Annotated in this window: 16 protein-coding genes; 14 read left to right on the top strand and 2 right to left on the bottom strand. The window is 58.4% G+C overall.

Going from position 1 to position 14729, the window contains the following annotated elements; all coding sequences use genetic code 11:
• Positions 1-28 precede the first annotated feature (28 nt).
• Positions 29-1735, bottom strand: coding sequence for a dihydroxy-acid dehydratase (ilvD, locus tag ACZ5PA_RS00695; protein ID WP_464930374.1), 1707 nt, complete (start codon positions 1733-1735; stop codon positions 29-31).
• A 78-nt stretch (positions 1736-1813) separates the two neighbouring features.
• Between ilvD and ACZ5PA_RS00690 the strand changes: the two genes are divergently transcribed.
• The 5 genes from ACZ5PA_RS00690 to ACZ5PA_RS00670 all read left to right on the top strand — a co-directional run bounded on the left by ACZ5PA_RS00690 (position 1814) and on the right by ACZ5PA_RS00670 (position 5890).
• Positions 1814-2227: a CoxG family protein gene (locus tag ACZ5PA_RS00690; protein WP_464930373.1), complete on the top strand. Its 414-nt coding sequence runs from the start codon at positions 1814-1816 to the stop codon at positions 2225-2227.
• Entirely contained in the window at positions 2227-2793 is a 567-nt protein-coding gene (locus tag ACZ5PA_RS00685) for a nucleotidyltransferase family protein (RefSeq protein WP_464930372.1), read from the top strand. Before ACZ5PA_RS00690 ends, ACZ5PA_RS00685 begins: the two co-directional genes overlap by 1 nt.
• Positions 2784-3590, top strand: a complete 807-nt coding sequence (locus ACZ5PA_RS00680) for an EamA family transporter (protein ID WP_464930371.1) — start codon at positions 2784-2786, stop codon at positions 3588-3590. Before ACZ5PA_RS00685 ends, ACZ5PA_RS00680 begins: the two co-directional genes overlap by 10 nt.
• Before the next feature lie 78 nt (positions 3591-3668).
• Entirely contained in the window at positions 3669-4439 is a 771-nt protein-coding gene (locus tag ACZ5PA_RS00675; protein ID WP_464931254.1) for an aldo/keto reductase, read from the top strand.
• A 131-nt stretch (positions 4440-4570) separates the two neighbouring features.
• Positions 4571-5890 carry a M28 family peptidase gene (locus tag ACZ5PA_RS00670; RefSeq protein WP_464930370.1) on the top strand — a complete coding sequence of 440 codons (1320 nt, stop codon included), beginning with the start codon at positions 4571-4573 and terminating at the stop codon, positions 5888-5890.
• On the opposite strand, the gene ACZ5PA_RS00665 is transcribed toward ACZ5PA_RS00670, so the two are convergent.
• A complete protein-coding gene (locus ACZ5PA_RS00665) occupies positions 5876-6328 on the bottom strand; it encodes a phosphopantetheine adenylyltransferase (protein ID WP_464930369.1) in 453 nt (150 codons plus the stop codon). The genes ACZ5PA_RS00670 and ACZ5PA_RS00665 overlap by 15 nt on opposite strands.
• Before the next feature lie 151 nt (positions 6329-6479).
• Here ACZ5PA_RS00665 and ACZ5PA_RS00660 point away from each other — a divergent pair, with 151 nt between their 5' ends.
• Genes ACZ5PA_RS00660 through ACZ5PA_RS00620 form a run of 9 tightly spaced genes read left to right on the top strand, consistent with a single transcriptional unit; the run spans position 6480 to position 14728 of the window.
• Positions 6480-7796 carry a DEAD/DEAH box helicase gene (locus tag ACZ5PA_RS00660; protein ID WP_464931253.1) on the top strand — a complete coding sequence of 439 codons (1317 nt, stop codon included), beginning with the start codon at positions 6480-6482 and terminating at the stop codon, positions 7794-7796.
• Positions 7793-8926: a DUF790 family protein gene (locus tag ACZ5PA_RS00655; RefSeq protein WP_464930368.1), complete on the top strand. Its 1134-nt coding sequence runs from the start codon at positions 7793-7795 to the stop codon at positions 8924-8926. The genes ACZ5PA_RS00660 and ACZ5PA_RS00655 overlap by 4 nt, the downstream gene beginning before the upstream one ends.
• A 30-nt stretch (positions 8927-8956) precedes the next feature.
• Positions 8957-10150 carry a M20 family metallopeptidase gene (locus ACZ5PA_RS00650; protein WP_464930367.1) on the top strand — a complete coding sequence of 398 codons (1194 nt, stop codon included), beginning with the start codon at positions 8957-8959 and terminating at the stop codon, positions 10148-10150.
• Complete coding sequence (locus ACZ5PA_RS00645) at positions 10147-11079, top strand: DUF1152 domain-containing protein (protein WP_464930366.1); 933 nt, start codon at positions 10147-10149, stop codon at positions 11077-11079. Before ACZ5PA_RS00650 ends, ACZ5PA_RS00645 begins: the two co-directional genes overlap by 4 nt.
• A 25-nt stretch (positions 11080-11104) precedes the next feature.
• Positions 11105-12076, top strand: a complete 972-nt coding sequence (locus ACZ5PA_RS00640; RefSeq protein ID WP_464930365.1) for an alcohol dehydrogenase catalytic domain-containing protein — start codon at positions 11105-11107, stop codon at positions 12074-12076.
• A complete protein-coding gene (locus tag ACZ5PA_RS00635; protein ID WP_464930364.1) occupies positions 12073-12822 on the top strand; it encodes a D-aminoacyl-tRNA deacylase in 750 nt (249 codons plus the stop codon). The genes ACZ5PA_RS00640 and ACZ5PA_RS00635 overlap by 4 nt, the downstream gene beginning before the upstream one ends.
• A 42-nt stretch (positions 12823-12864) precedes the next feature.
• Positions 12865-13167 (top strand): hypothetical protein, encoded by a 303-nt coding sequence (locus ACZ5PA_RS00630; RefSeq protein WP_464930363.1) that lies wholly within the window; start codon positions 12865-12867, stop codon positions 13165-13167.
• Between the two features lie 20 nt (positions 13168-13187).
• The gene (locus tag ACZ5PA_RS00625; RefSeq protein ID WP_464930362.1) at positions 13188-14345 is read left to right on the top strand and encodes a hypothetical protein; all 1158 of its coding nucleotides are present in this window, start codon (positions 13188-13190) and stop codon (positions 14343-14345) included.
• Complete coding sequence (locus ACZ5PA_RS00620) at positions 14342-14728, top strand: sterol carrier protein (protein WP_464930361.1); 387 nt, start codon at positions 14342-14344, stop codon at positions 14726-14728. Before ACZ5PA_RS00625 ends, ACZ5PA_RS00620 begins: the two co-directional genes overlap by 4 nt.
• The last annotated feature ends 1 nt before the right edge of the window (position 14729 follow it).

The following is a 14729-nucleotide window of genomic DNA, read 5'->3' as shown; positions in this document are numbered from 1 at the left end:
GTTCGTTAATAATAATTATTTTGGGCGGTCAGTAGTCCACGTATAAAGGCGATGGCGTGGTCACCGCGCCTACGTCGGCTTGTTGAACCAACGCAGCGTATTTAGCCAAGAGGCCGCCCGAGTAGTTGGGCTTGGGCGGGCTCCAAGACTTCTTGCGGCGCTCGAGCTCCTCATCCGACACCTCCAGCTTCAAGAGGCCCGCCTCCCCGTCGATTACTATCTTATCGCCATCTTGTACCAACGCAATCGGCCCTCCCACGGCTGCCTCCGGCGCTACGTGGCCTACCATTATGCCCCTGGTAGCTCCCGAGAAGCGGCCGTCCGTCACTAACGCCACGGACTCGCCGAGACCTGCGCCCACTATGGCGGCAGTTACCTTCAACATCTCGGGCATGCCCGGGGCGCCCTTGGGGCCCTCGTAGCGTATCACAACTACGTGGCCGGGCTTCACCTCGCCCTTGGCAACCGCCTTGAACGCGTCGGCCTCGTTGTCGAAGACTAGGGCCTTTCCCTCAAATCTAAGCGCTCCCGCGGCGCCTATCTTCATGACGGCCCCGCTCGGCGCCAAGTTGCCCCATAATATGCGTATCCCGCTGTACGGCTTATAGGGCTTCTCAACTTCGTAGATAATTCCCGTGTCTGGCACGGCTGGGGGTTGCCACTTTTCTAATAGCTTACCAATGGGCTCCCCCTCTACGGTGAGGGCCTCTGGCCTCAACAGCCCCGCCTTGTACAACTTTTTCAATACGCGGGGGACGCCTCCCACCCGGTCTAGGTCCTGCATGGCGTAGGGTCCAGCCGGCCTTAAGGCGGCTATTACGGGGACCTTTCTGCTGATCTCGTCGAAGTCCTTGAGCGTGAACTTCACCCCGGCCTCGTGCGCGATGGCCAATAGGTGTAAAATGGCGTTAGTAGAGCCGGCAGTGGCGAAGAGAGCCACGGCAGCGTTGTAAAGCGCGTCGTATGTGACTACGTCGCGCGGCTTTATTCCGAGCTCCGCGGCTTTAATAACGGCGCGACCCGCCTCAGCGGCGAATTTCCGCCTACGGGCAGAGGTGGCCGGCGGCGAGGCCGAGCCCAGTAGGGAAATTCCCAGGGCTTCTCCTATTAGCGCCATGGTGTTCGCCGTGAAGAGCCCTTGACAAGTGCCGTAGGTGGGGAAGGAGAGCTCCTCAATTCTTTTCAACTCTTCCAGCGTGATCTTGCCGGCGTGATAGGCGCCCACCGCCTCGAATACGTCCTCGATCGTCAACTCCCTCTCGCCGAGCCATCCCGCCTCGGCGGAGCCGCCGTAGAGGTAGACGGCTGGTAAGTTCAGCCTGACCATGGCCATCATTATGCCTGGCTGGGTCTTGTCGCAACCTCCTATCCCTACCCAGGCGTCTACTCCGTGCGAGTTTATCTGGGCCTCTATTGTGTCCGCGATGAGGTCTCTGCTAATGAGAGAGTACCTCATCCCAGGCGTGCCCATGTTTATGCCGTCGTTTACTACAATAGTAGGCGCGGCCAACGCCACGCCTCCGGCCTCCTTGACCCCCTCCTTTACGTAGCGGATTAGCTCGAGGTTATGGATGTTACAAGGCCCCAGCTCTGACCAAGAGGCGATTACGCCTACGAGAGACTTTCCGAAGTCCTCCTCTGTAAACCCCACGGCTCGTAAATAGGGCCTGTGAGGCGCGTTGTCGATGCCGTCGTACCACTGAGAGGACCTAACTTTTATTCTTGACGTCCCCATGCTAATTATAGACTCTATATATTTGTTTACGCACGATAAGTATCGCGATATTAATATAACCGGAATGGCCTACGCCTCATGGAGCTGAGGTACGAGGGGAGGATCAGGATGAGCGATCCGGCCAGCTTCAAGAAGCTCCTCGACCCTGAAGTCGTCGGAAGGGCGTTTCCGGGAGTTACCTCCATAACGAAAGAGGGGGAGTGGTATAGGGCAAAGATGTCCGTAGGCGTGGGTAGCTTGAGGGGCGTTGTGGACGTGAGGTTCAAGTACTCAGAAGTACAAGAGGACAAGGCCACTGTGGTCGGTTCCGCCAACGGCCTCCAGAGCGTCGTGGACTTCACGATAAGCTTCTTCAGAGAGGGCTCTGAGGCGCGCTGGATTTTCCAAGGCAACGCCCGCGGCCTCATATCGGCGCTCGGCAAGCCTATAGTCGACGCAACGGCTAGATCCATCGTGGAGAAGGTCACGGCCAACTTACAACAGATGCTTTGATGGACGCTGCGGTGATAGTGCTCGCGGCCGGCGAGTCCAAAAGGTTCGGCGGCTTTAAGCTACTGGCCGATTACTGCGGCGAGCCCTTAGTTGTGCGGGCCATCAGGTCGGCCGTGGCCGCGGACGTGGGCCCTGTATATGTCGTGGTGGGCCATAGGGCCGAGGAGCTCCGCGCCGCTGTGAAGAGCGCCGGCCTTGACGTGTATTTCGTCCACAACCCTTGGTATCGGCTGGGCTTGAGCGCTAGCCTCAAGGCGGCCTTGATCGCAGCGCCGTTTTTCAAAAGCTACGTGATAGCGTTAGGCGATATGCCCCTTGTGAGGCCCGAGACCTATAAGGAGCTACTTGCCCATATCGATAAGGCCGATGTGGTGTACCCGACCTTCAGAGGCGCCAGAGGTAACCCTGTCGCGATCAGCCGCAGAGTCCTCCCCTATGCGCTCTGGATAGAAGGTGATGTGGGGATAAGGGCCGTGCTCGATCGGGTCAAGGCGCTAGGGGTGGAGGTCGAAGACCCAGGCGTGTTGATAGACGTTGACCGCGAAGAGGACGTCGCATGTGGATAGGCGTAGCGCTCGCCATAGCGGCCTCCGTGTTGTGGGGAATAGCGCCCCTCCTCTACAAGACTGGGGCCACAGAGAGCGCGCTAGACGATTTGTTCTCCATAGCCGTAGCCGCTATGTTATCGGCGATCCCCTTAGCGGCGTTCGGCCTCCACTTGTCGCCACAAGCTTGGCTCTACGGCGCTATGTTTTCCATATTCGGCCCGGTGTTGGGCACTTACGCCTATCTCCTATCCTTGAGATACGCCGAGGTGGGGCTGGCGAATCTGGTCTCCTATGCCTATATAGTCATAGTGCCGTTGTTGGACGCGTTCTTTGAGGGGATATCTATAAGGCATATAATCGCCGGCTACGCCGCTATGGCGGGCCTCTCGATATTAATAAGGGCTAGGCGCGGATCTATCAAGGGGCTTGCGTTGGCCTTCTTATCGGCGATTTTCTACTCCATATCTTTTTTGGCGCTAGGCCTCGCTTCGTCCGTCGTCGATCCTTGGAGTTTTACCTTCACAAGAGCCGTCGTGTTGTTGACGACCGTCGGCGCGTTGGAGATCGCGAGGCGCCGAGCCCCTAGGATTAGCCCGCGGATATTCGTAGCGGGCATCTTGAGCTACGGCGTAGGGGGTCCCCTATTCATCCTCTCCACCTACTATGCGGGAATTAACGTGCCCACTATACTGACGGCTATATCCCCGGCCATAACGCAAGTCGCTGCCTATTACAAGTTGGGCGAGGGGCTCGACTCGCTCTCGGGCGTTGGATTCGCCTTGACTCTGGCGGGCGTCATATTGGCGGCCGTATAGCTTATATTGAAACACAACGAACGTGTTGTGAAGGACGTGAAGTGCGTGAAATCGGTTGGATGCGTCTCGGCGATAGGCATGGGCACGTGGGGTATCGGCGGAGGGTTCTGGACGCCCGACTACAGCAACGACGAGGGCTGGGTCGATGCTTTGAGGACCGGGATCGAGTTGGGCATGACCTTGATCGATACGGCGGAGATGTACGGAGGAGGGCACAGCGAGGAGCTGGTGGGCAGGGCCATCAAGCAGTTCAAGAGGGATGATCTGTTCGTCGTTACTAAAGTCTGGCCGAACCACGCCAGATACGACGACGCTCTGAGGTCCATAGAGGCCAGCGTGAGGAGGCTGGGCACATACGCCGATTTAGTGTTGCTACATTGGCCCAGCGATTCGGTCCCCATATGTGAGACTGTTAAGGCCTTCGAGGAGGCCATAAACAGAGGCTTGGCGAGGTTCTGGGGCCTCAGCAACTTCGACGTGAGGGGCATAGAGGAGGCTAGAGGATGTGCCAAGAAATACGATGTGGCCGCCGTCGAGAATAGATACAGCCTAAAACACAGAGGCGACGAGGCGTCGGTCATACCGTACGCGAGCAGAGAGGGCTTGCTCTACCTCGCCTATACGCCCTTAGAAAAAGGCGTCCTTGCTGGCGATCCCCTATTGAACGAGATCGGGAAGAAGTACGGCAAGACGGCTATACAAGTCGCCCTCAATTGGTATATAGGCCTTGGGACCGTCGTGCCCATCCCAAAGGCCGGTAACAAGGAGCACGTTAAGGAGAACGCGGGCGCCATGGGGTGGCGCTTGAGCAAGGAGGATTGGGAGCTGATAGACAAACGCTTCAGATAGGCGATGCGCGTCACCGATCATGCCGGGTTCATGTCGTCAACTATCAGCCCTCTCGCCTAGATAAAAACTAAATTAAGTTGTTTTAAACATTCCTCTGCTGTGTTGATTTTAAAACTCGGCCTATCAGATGCGTGGGAGATCTGGCTAGGAAGTGCGCGGAGTACAAGGACCTAGTGGCGGGCTCGCTTGAGGAGAGGGATTTCGTGAACTTCATAGTCTCGATGCTCGACATACCCAACGTGTGGCTCCACCTCTCGCCCGTCGAGGTGTTCTACTGGAAGGATAAGGGCTCTCGGCTCGAGGTGGATGGAGTCGTCTACGACGTGTTGGCCATGCCGTATTCGAGAGGCGGCGCCTACGAGGGCAGGCTAGTCGGCATGGGCGACGACGTCGAGGGCAACATGGTCCTCGCGCCGTTCCCCTCCAGGGATCTAAACGACGCTAAGTACGTGGTCATCGAGGCGGCCAAGCGCGGCGCATCGGCCGTGGTGTTCTATGGACAAACGCCGAGGAGGATCGTGGTCACGGACGAGCTCGGCTTCAAGTACGACGCAGCGCCGCCGCCTATACCGGCCGTTAGCGCTCCGCCAGACGTCGAGAAGGCCTTGGGCAAAAGAGCGCGCCTCGAGCTGGTAGTCGACGCGAAGGTGACGTACTCCTACAACATAGTAGCTATGAACACTTTCGAGGACAGCCCCATGATATCAGCCCATTACGACCACTGGCTTTACGGAGGCTCGGACAACTGCGGCGGGCTCGAGGCGGCCGTCATGGCCTTCTTGGACTTAGTCGCCGAGGATTACCCGATCGCCTTGGGGCTGTTCACGGCAGAGGAGGGCACGGGGCCGCACGTCCCGTCGTTGTACTGGGCTTGGGGCTCTCTAGCGTACTTCAAGAAATGGCGGCCTACTCTTCTCGTGAACCTAGACGTGATCGGGGTCGGCTCGCCTAAGGCCTACGCCATGCCTTACCTCGCAGATGCTGTGAAGGGCTTGTTGCCCGTGGAGCGCCCCCGCGCCGATTTCGACTCGCTGAACTACGAGGTGAGGGGCCTTCCCGCCGTGACGATATCGTCTCTCGAAGACATTTGGCACATATATCATAGCCCCCTCGATAGGGATGTAGACGACGAAGCGGTGGGCTTCGCCGCCGAGATCGCGAAGAGGCTAGTCAAAATAAGGCCGGAGGCGCCTAAAGTGGACTTGTTACAATACGGGATCAGAGCGAGGCCGGACCCCTACACGGCATGGTCTATGGCGTACAACTACTTAGTCCTCTTCAGGGACTTCGGGCACAGCGATATAGTCTATACAAACGTATTGGAGTTCCTAAAACGCGAGGCCTCCAACTACGTCAGGATAGATCTACTGGGAGGGCCTACGCTTTGCGTAGGCAATTGCGAAAACGCGCTGGAAACGTATAGAGAAATCGTGACGTTACTTGATTCCTAACAGCCTCCTTATAAACGTGGACGATAACACGTTGCCGTAGCCGTCCTTTACAGTCGTTATCACGACCACGTCCATCGGCGGGAGGCCGCGCTCGATCCTCTTGTCGTTTATCTCGAGCCCGCGCCGAAGCGTCTCCCTGCTCACGACTATGGCCTCCAGCTCAGGCCTCGCTATCGCTGGCCCATAGGGGTCGTTTATAGCGGCGTACTCGACCCTTCTCTCGGGCGCTATCAAGCTCATAAGCGATTTGAGGTTGGCGAGCCTGACCGCGAAGGGCCTCACATTGTACTGTTTATAGGACGACGCGAAGGAGTCGCTGGTCAGCCCTATCAGGATCTCCTCGCCTATGAGCGAGGCGGTGGCCAACAGCTTTACGTGCCCCGAGTGTAGCGTGTCGAAAGTCCCGCCCAGAACTACGTTCTTAAACGCGAGCCGCATGCATCGCCCGCGGCGCGAAGAATAAACTTTACTGTCGAGGGCCCAGCCGCCGGCTGAGCTCGCCGGGGCTTGTCGAGATCGATGCGGTTAAGCAATATAATAATAGCCCTATCATGATGTGTTGCTCACTTGGGATAGAGGCACTATAGTGATGTCGGGGGATGTGCCTGATCAGATCAAGGGACTCTCGTTCGTCAAGTTCGATCGAAGAATCGGCAAGTACAGAGCCCTAGCTATGTATTACTACAAGATAAAGGCGGTGCTCGACTCGTTGGGCGTAGCCTACGAGGACCGCGTGCTCGAGCCGGCGTGTAAGTCCTTGGAGGCCGCCAAGAGGCCCTCCCTTAGGCCCTACCAAGAAGAGGCGTTGAGGAGCTGGTTGAGGGGGAAAAGAGGCGTCGTGGTAATGCCCACGGGGGCCGGCAAGACTTACGTGGCCATTGAGGCCATCGCCGCTCTAGGGGAGGCCGCGTTGGTGGTAGTGCCCACGGTCGAGCTAGTGAAGCAATGGGAGCGGAAACTCGTTGAGTACTTCCCGGGGAGAGTGGGCGTCTGGTACGGGGACGAGAAGAGGGAGATGTGCATAACCGTGATAACCTACGACTCGGCGTATTTATCCATAGAACATCTGGGCAATAAGTACCCGTTCTTGGTCCTCGACGAGGTCCACCACTTGCCCTCCGAGTCCTATAGGCAAATAGCCGAGCTATCGCCGGCCCCTCATAGGCTGGGGCTTACCGCGACGCCTGAGAGGGCTGACGACCTTCACACGTTATTGCCCGAGTTGGTCGGACCTATCGTATACCGCATGAGGGTCTCAGAGGCCGCCGGCAAGTACTTGGCGGAGTTCGACGTAGAGGTTGTGAGGGTGAGCCTTTCGGAGGAGGAGGCTAGGCGGTATAAGGAGCTCGAGGCAGTATATAAAGAATATATCAGAGCCAAGGGCTTGAAGTTCAGATCCCCCTCGGATTTCGCCAAGCTCGTGAAGTTGGCGGGTAAAAGCCGCGAGGCCAGGAGAGCTCTGGAGGCTTGGCACGAAATGAGGCGTATTCTGTTCGAGAGCAAGAGCAAAGTGGAGGCGGTGGCCGATATACTGAGGAGACATCCGGACGGGAAGGTCTTGATCTTCACCGAATACACTGCGTTGGCCAGGGAGGTATCTAGGCGCTACCTCATACCCGAGGTGACCTACGACGTGCCGGACCAAGAAAGAGAGCTCGTGATGGACATGTTCAGGAGGGGCGAGGTGAGGGCCGTCGTCACCGGCAAGGTCCTCGACGAGGGAGTGGACGTGCCGGACGTAGACGTCGTTGTGATACTCGGCGGGACTTCCTCGAGCAGACAATACATACAAAGGATAGGGAGGGCCCTTAGGCTTAAGCCCCATAAGGCTAAGATCTACGAGGTGATAACCGCGAGGACTAGGGAGGTCGATATGTCCAAGAGGAGGCGCAAGGGCGTGTCGTGATACCGCTGGACCTCTTAAGGGCTAAGAGGCGAGGGCTTAACATAACGCCCAAGTACCTATACGACGTATGGCCGGCGGAATACGTCATAGGCGTCTATAAGCCCGGCATAAAGCTCGGCGAGGCGAGGGCGGCCGTAGAGGAGGCGCCCTTTGAGCCGAAGCTGGCTAGAGGTCTCGCCCACTTAGTCGAGAGGACTATAGAGCTTGAGGCTGTAGACAAGAGGCTTTTGACCAAGATAAGGCTCGAGGTCTTCCGCGAGGCTGCTAAGGCCTATCCGATCGTGGACGAGGCGGCGAGGGCGAGGGTCATCGCTACGGTCGCCTCGCGCTTGAAGGTGCCTCCGGAGAGGGTCGAGGAGGCGTTGGCCAAAATACACGAGGACGAGCTCGTGATAGTTAAAGGGCCCGGCATAACCGCCGAGGAGCTACTGGCCTTGTACAACACTTCCCTCATCCAGACGCTTTTGTTCAGGTCGAGGCGCATGACCGCATACGTGGTAGCCGAGGGGGGCCGCGTCAAGGAGATCATCAGAGCGCTTAAGGGGTTGGGCTTGATGTACTCAGCCGAGCGGGCCGGCCCAGGCTTGAAGTTAGACATAGACGGGCCCGTCTCTGCCGTGAAACAGACCGAGCGCTACGGGACTCGGCTGGCCAAGCTGGTGCCGTATATAATCGCGGCCGACGAGTGGCGGATCGAGGCCGACGTGAGCCTCCACGACGAGGTCTATAAATTCGTCGAGGCCAAATTGAGTGCTCCGAAGCTGGCTCGTAGAGATCTAGAGCCGCCTCAGTTCGACAGCACTGCCGAGGAGGAGTTCTACAAGAACGTCTCGAGGATATGCGTCGTCGAGAGGGAGCCAGAGGCGTTGGTGGTGGGCAACAAGGTCTTGATACCCGACTTCAAGATAGGCGATCTATACGTGGAGATAGTAGGCTTCTGGACGCCCGAGTACATCGCCAGGAAGTACGAAAAACTGGCGGCGGCTAAGGTGCCCTTGCTCGTGTTGGTCGACGAGAGGTTGGCCTTGGCCACGTGGAAGTCCTTGCCGCACTACGTGGTCGTGTACAAGGAAAGGCCGAGGCTGAGCGACGTTTTTAAGTACATCAAGCCCTACTGCTCAAAGCGCTAATTTATTATATAGCACATCTTGGAGCAGATCATGGAGAACAAGGCGGTGGAGTTGCTCTCACAGATGATCAAGATCCCCACGGTGAACCCGCCCGGCGAGAAGTACAAGGAGTTCGTGGACTTCGCCGAGAAGTACTTCAAAGGGCTGGGGATGGACGTCGAGGTGATCGAGGTGCCGAGGCCCGTTGTCGTGAAGGCCTGTCCCGACTGCGCCGATCACCCCAGATATATCCTCTTGGCTAGAGCGGGCGAGCCGAGAGTCCACTTCAACGGCCACTACGACGTGGTCCCCCCGGGGCCGGAGTCGGCATGGAGCGTGACGAGGCCGTTCGAGCCGCGGTACGTGAACGGGCGACTTTACGGCAGAGGCGCCGTGGACATGAAGGGCGGCCTGACGGCGATAGCTCTGGCCGCCGAGATGGCGATAAGGGAGGGCTTGAGGAACTTCGAGATCTCCTTCGTGCCCGACGAGGAGATAGGAGGCGAGTCGGGGGCCGGCTACTTGGCGGAATCGGGCAAGGTCAAGGCGCCTTGGGTCGTCATCGCCGAAGGGTCGGGGGTCGACAACATCTGGATAGGCCATAGGGGCTTGGTCTGGTTCCTAGTCGAGGTCTACGGCAAGCAAGTCCACGGCTCGACGCCGTGGCTTGGCCTAAACGCCTTCGAGGGGGCCGTTAAGATAGCCAACAAGATCATCGAGGAGTATATCCCCTCGTTGTCGTCTAGGCGTAGCAAATACGAGTTCGAGGACCCGAGAGGGGCCGTCCCCACCTTGACTATGGGCGGAGAGGTCAAAGGGTCCGTCAAGGCCAACGTGGTGCCTGGCTATTTCGCATTTACTCTCGATAGGCGTCTGATACCGGAGGAGAGCGTAGAGGAGGTCAAGAGGGAGGTCGAGGAGTTCATAAGAAGGGCTGCTGCTGGGCTCGACCACAGAGTAGAGGTGAAAGTCATAAACGAATCGGAGGCGGCGGTGGTGCCGCCGGATCACCCCTTAGTGAAGGCGCTTGAAAGCGCCGTGGCCAAGACGCGCGGAAGGCCTCCGAGGAAAACTATCTGCATAGGCGGGCTCGATGCTAGGTTCTTCGTGAGGCGGGGGATCCCCACAGTGACCTATGGCCCCGGCCCCGAATTCACGGCGCATGCGCCGGACGAATACGTCGAGATCTCCCAAGTCGTCGACGTGGCCAAGTCCTACGTGGAGCTCTTGAAGAGCCTCCGATGAGGCTCGTCTTCGCCATAGGCGGCGGAGGCGACGTAGTCAGCGCAGGCGCGCTGGCGGTTAAGCTAGGCGCCGAGGTGGGCCTTTTGCCGTGGGAGCGCTACGTGGTCGACCCAGAGCCCGGCCCTCTCACCTATAAGGACTTCGTCGGCGTCGAGGGGGATGGGGTCCTACTGGTATTGGGCCCGCACACGAGGGCCGTGAGGCGCGGGAGGGCCATAAGGCCTCAAGGCGCTTGTGTCGCGTCCGTGTTGGGGAGAGGGGTCTACGCGATATCGCCGGACAAGCCGCCCAGCGCAGTGGCTAAGGCGCTTGTTTCCCGGTTCGACGAGATAACCGGAGTCGACGTAGGGGGCGATGTACTGGCTTGCGGATGCGAGCAAGATCTCCACTCCCCTCTAGCCGACTCCTATTCGTTGGCGGTTTTGAAGATCGCTGAGGAGCTGGGGGCTAAGGTCGAGGTGGCCGTAGTGGGCCTCGGCGCCGACGGCGAGTTGAGCAGGGAGTACTTGGTCAGGAGGGCCGCTCTGCTCGCGTCCAACGGGGGCTTCCTGGGCTATTACTCCTTCGAGCCCCAAGACTCTGCGTTGCTCGAAAAGCTCACGTCAAGCTGCGTCACCGAGGCCTCCATGAACGTGCTCAGAGCCTTGAGGGGGGAAGTCGGCGAGGTCCCAATAAGGGGCTCGAGGCGGGCGTATCTCGACTTGTTCACCCCGGTCTTCTTGCGTTTTAGGCCCAAGCCTATAATGGAGCTCAACAAAATAGCGAGGCTTATCTACGAACACGACTGGGACGTGTTTAAGGCGGCTGAGGAGCTCAGGAAGATGGGATACACCACCGAGTACGACTTCGAGATGTACGTGGCGAGCGGGCTGCCGCCCTCCGAGGCCCTCGCAAGGGCTAAGGCAGAGAGGCGTTGTACTTGTAACTGATTTAAGCCCAGCGCGTATTCGCTATATGAGAGCTGTGAAGCTCGCCAAGTTCGGCGAACCGCGCGATGCGCTGAGGCTCGAGGACGTGGAAGACCCAAGGCCCGGGAAGGGGGAGGTCCTCGTCAAGATCGAGGCGGCCGGCGTCTGCGGGAGGGATCTCGTGGTGAGGAAGGGGGCCTTTCCACACGTCAAGCTCCCCGTCGTTCCGGGACACGAGGGCGTGGGGAGGGTCGCGGACGTCGGGCCCGGCGTCGATAGGGATTTAGTTGGTCAGAGGGTCTTCCTCGCGCCTGCCCTCTACGACGGCACGTGCGATTATTGCCGAAGAGGCCTCGAGAACCTCTGTAGAAACGCCCAGTATTTAGGCGAGCACAGAAACGGCACGTACTCCGAGTACGTGGTCGTGCCCTCCAATTTCGTGTTTCCATTCCATGGGGTGGATCCGCGGGAGGCAGTCCTGGCGACGGACGTAATACCCACGGCCGTAGCAGCCGTGAGGAGGGTTGACGTCGAGGGCAAGAAGGTGTTAGTAGTCGGCGGGGGCGGGACAGGGCTTTATCTAGCACAAGTAGCGATGCTCAGAGGGGGCGACGTGTACATATCCACGAGATCCGCCGAGAAGGCCAAGGCGTATAGCTCCTTGGGCATCGGCATATATCAAGACGGCATGAGGGACTTCGACGTGGTGTTCGACACGGTCGGATCCCCCACCTTGGAGAACTCCATAAGGCTCGCTAAAAGAAACGGCGTGGTCGTCCTGATTGGGAACGTCACTGGCGAGCGGGCAGTTCTGAGCCCCGCGTTGATAATTCTTAGACAAATAGCGGTGATGGGCCATATGGCCTACAAGCCGTGGGATATATACGAGGGGCTCGACTTGTTGAGGAGGGGCCTCATCAAGCCCGTGTATACAGAGTATAAATTACAAGAGGCTATCAAGGCCCACGAAGATATGGAGGCCGGGAGGGTCCTCGGCAGGGCTATCTTGACGCCGTGATAGCCATCCTAATCTCGAGGGATCCCGTAGCTAAGGGCGTCGCGAGGATTCTCGGGTTGGAGGCCTCGACAGGCGCAGTTGCCTTCGCCTTGTCTAGGCGCGGCGATTTGTTGGCCGTTGTGCATAACGGCGATTCCACGGACATGCCGCCCGAGGGCGATCTCGAGAAACTAGGAGTGGAGCATCTCGTAGTGCCATCCCGGCACGAGATGGCTAAGCCGAGGCCTATGTTCACGGCGCATACCCCCGGCACATCCCCGTCGCTCTCCGTGGCCCACGCGAGCCTTAAATCTTGGCTATTTAGGCGGATATGCGAGGAGAGGCCCGAGGGCTACGATTGCGAGCTCGAGGCGACGCACCACGGGCCCAACACCGAGCGGATCAGCGTCACTTTCGTCGAGGTCGGGAGCACGGAGAGGGAGTGGGGTGACGAGAAGGCGTTGAGGGCACTTGCCTCGGCCCTCGAGGGGTTGGCAGAGTTCAAGACATCGGGAGGACCCGTGGCGATGTCCGTGGGCGATTTGCACTACTCCCTCTTGAAACGAGAAGTCCTAGGCGGAATCGACGTCGGCCATATAATACACAAAGACGTCGTCACCGCCGATCTGGTGTTGACGGCTCTGGCGAAACACGTCGAGCCGCCGAGGATCGTGGTGGTCTACAAGAAGAGCTTGAAGGGCGATGTGAGGCGAGCCGTCATCGAGGCCTTGAAAGAGCGAGGAGTGGAGCTCGACCTGAGAGGCTAAGTTGAACAGTATGTTTAATAACTATTTCGGCATATACTTTTTATGGGTGAGGAGGTGAGAGCCAGGCTCGACTCGTTGGTCAAAAGCGCGGCCACCCCCGTTCTGGAGAAACTGGCTAAGGGGAAGAAGCTAAGCACTGATGAGTTCTTAATAGCCTCCCTTTACTTGATATCAGTTAAGCTCGACGATATAAGGATGTCATTGGACGAAATAACCAGAGGCGTCCAGAGGCTGAACGAGCTACCGCCCGTAATTAAGCAGAACAACCTCGATGTTATGGCCAAATTAAGCGAGGTGTTGAACGAGTTGAAGAAGATGCAGACCTTCGGCGTGGAGGAGGCTTAAATAGAGGGCTTATAGCGCGCGTGGACATAATAACGAGATATAAGGAGGAGGTCGAGGCCGCGAGGAGGATAATCGCCGGCGGTCGTTTCGTAGTAGTGGTCCACAACGGCACGGCGCATGCCGACGACACTATAGCCGCCGCGTTGTTGTACAAGGCAGGGGCCGAGGCCGTATACAGACTGGGACAGCCGGAGGAGCTGCTCGAAATAGCCAAGGGCGGCCGCCCCGTGATATATGCAGATATAGGCTACAAGAATTACGATGCGCTGAAGCGGCACGACGTCGCGGTTCTAGACCACCACGCGCCCAACGGCGAGCCTGAGTACGTCGAGCTACCCTCGTCTCTGATGCAGACAGTCGAGGCGTTGAGGCTGACGCCGAGGCCCAGGGTCTCCGTCTTGTTCATGGCCGCCGACTTAGTCGATAGGTACGGCGCCATCGCGGCCAAGAAATGGTTGGGGCTCTACGGCGCTTCGTTGAACCAAGGCCTCGCGGCGTATTTCGGCATGACCGCCAAGGGCAAATTCGAGGACTACGAATTCCTCGAGCTAGTGGCCGGCGCAGCAACCGCCGACTTCGACGTGGCTGACTTCAACGAATACTCCAAGGCCTACGCGATATCGTTCTCACTAGACGTCAACCCAGAGCGCTATCCCCGCACGTTGGCCCAGCTAATGCTGATGAGGCGCGCCGCGGGAGGCGACGTTGTCTCCGTCGCCTTGAGCCAAGACGCCTACAAGACGGGCTTCGGGATAGACTTCGCCGCGCATGCCGTCTTGGCCGTGCCGCGATTGGCCCAATATGTAGAGAGAGGCCTCTCGAAATACTTCGAGGAGAGTATGAAGGCTATCAAGATAGTGGAGGGGAGGCGCTACGCCCTAATAGAGGGCGCGATAAAGGGCGTCGCCGTTGATGACAACGCGCCGCCGACCGCTATATGGAACGCTTTGTTGGACCTCTCCGTCGTGCGGGAGGACGAGCCCGTCATAATAGCAGTAAAGGATCTCAGGAACCCGGGCGCCTATTCCTTGTGGCGGCCCGATAGGCATAAGGACAGAATAGACTTCAGAAAATTGACGGGGGACCGAGTGGTGTTTAAACATCAATCCGGCTTCATGGCGGTCGTCAAGGCCGAAAACGCCGAGGATGCAACTAAATATGCCCTGGAAATGCTATGAGCTTTCTGCCGACCCAAGAGTGGGTTGCCGACATCTGCAAAAGCTTGTCCGGCCTCGCCAAGGCGCCGCCTGAGCTCTCCATCACGGCGACAGAGGCGCCGCGAGAGCTAGGCGGCGAGATAACTCTTCTCTTTAAGTTCGACGCTGGTAAATGCGTCGAGGCGAAGCTACTGCGCGGCAGGTTCTACGCGACGTACGCCTTGTCCGCTCGGTACGAGGACCTATTGAAAATATTAGAGGGGCGACTATCGCCGTTCGCCGCAGTGCCTCTGGGCAAATTGAAAATAGAAAGGGGTAACTTAAGCGAGCTGGCCGAATACATGCCCTTGGCGCTGGAGGTCATCGAGGCCGCCCGCAACGCCGCTAGGCGGTCCGCGCGATAGC

The organism is Thermoproteus thermophilus, assembly GCF_055392855.1.
The sequence above is the reverse complement of the archived record's forward strand: the minus strand, read 5'-3'. Positions and strand labels throughout refer to the sequence as shown.

What these genes read in the sequence shown, in the direction of transcription:
- ACZ5PA_RS00645 (WP_464930366.1), top strand. Translation starts at nt 10,147, where the DNA reads ATGAGGCTCGTCTTCGCCATAGGCGGCGGAGGCGACGTAGTCAGCGCA.
- ACZ5PA_RS00650 (WP_464930367.1), top strand. Translation starts at nt 8,957, where the DNA reads ATGGAGAACAAGGCGGTGGAGTTGCTCTCACAGATGATCAAGATCCCC.
- ACZ5PA_RS00685 (WP_464930372.1), top strand. Translation starts at nt 2,227, where the DNA reads ATGGACGCTGCGGTGATAGTGCTCGCGGCCGGCGAGTCCAAAAGGTTC.
- ACZ5PA_RS00675 (WP_464931254.1), top strand. Translation starts at nt 3,669, where the DNA reads ATGGGCACGTGGGGTATCGGCGGAGGGTTCTGGACGCCCGACTACAGC.
- ACZ5PA_RS00630 (WP_464930363.1), top strand. Translation starts at nt 12,865, where the DNA reads ATGGGTGAGGAGGTGAGAGCCAGGCTCGACTCGTTGGTCAAAAGCGCG.
- ACZ5PA_RS00660 (WP_464931253.1), top strand. Translation starts at nt 6,480, where the DNA reads ATGTCGGGGGATGTGCCTGATCAGATCAAGGGACTCTCGTTCGTCAAG.
- ACZ5PA_RS00665 (WP_464930369.1), bottom strand. Translation starts at nt 6,328, where the DNA reads ATGCGGCTCGCGTTTAAGAACGTAGTTCTGGGCGGGACTTTCGACACG.
- ACZ5PA_RS00620 (WP_464930361.1), top strand. Translation starts at nt 14,342, where the DNA reads ATGAGCTTTCTGCCGACCCAAGAGTGGGTTGCCGACATCTGCAAAAGC.
- ACZ5PA_RS00680 (WP_464930371.1), top strand. Translation starts at nt 2,784, where the DNA reads ATGTGGATAGGCGTAGCGCTCGCCATAGCGGCCTCCGTGTTGTGGGGA.
- ilvD (WP_464930374.1), bottom strand. Translation starts at nt 1,735, where the DNA reads ATGGGGACGTCAAGAATAAAAGTTAGGTCCTCTCAGTGGTACGACGGC.
- ACZ5PA_RS00690 (WP_464930373.1), top strand. Translation starts at nt 1,814, where the DNA reads ATGGAGCTGAGGTACGAGGGGAGGATCAGGATGAGCGATCCGGCCAGC.
- ACZ5PA_RS00640 (WP_464930365.1), top strand. Translation starts at nt 11,105, where the DNA reads ATGAGAGCTGTGAAGCTCGCCAAGTTCGGCGAACCGCGCGATGCGCTG.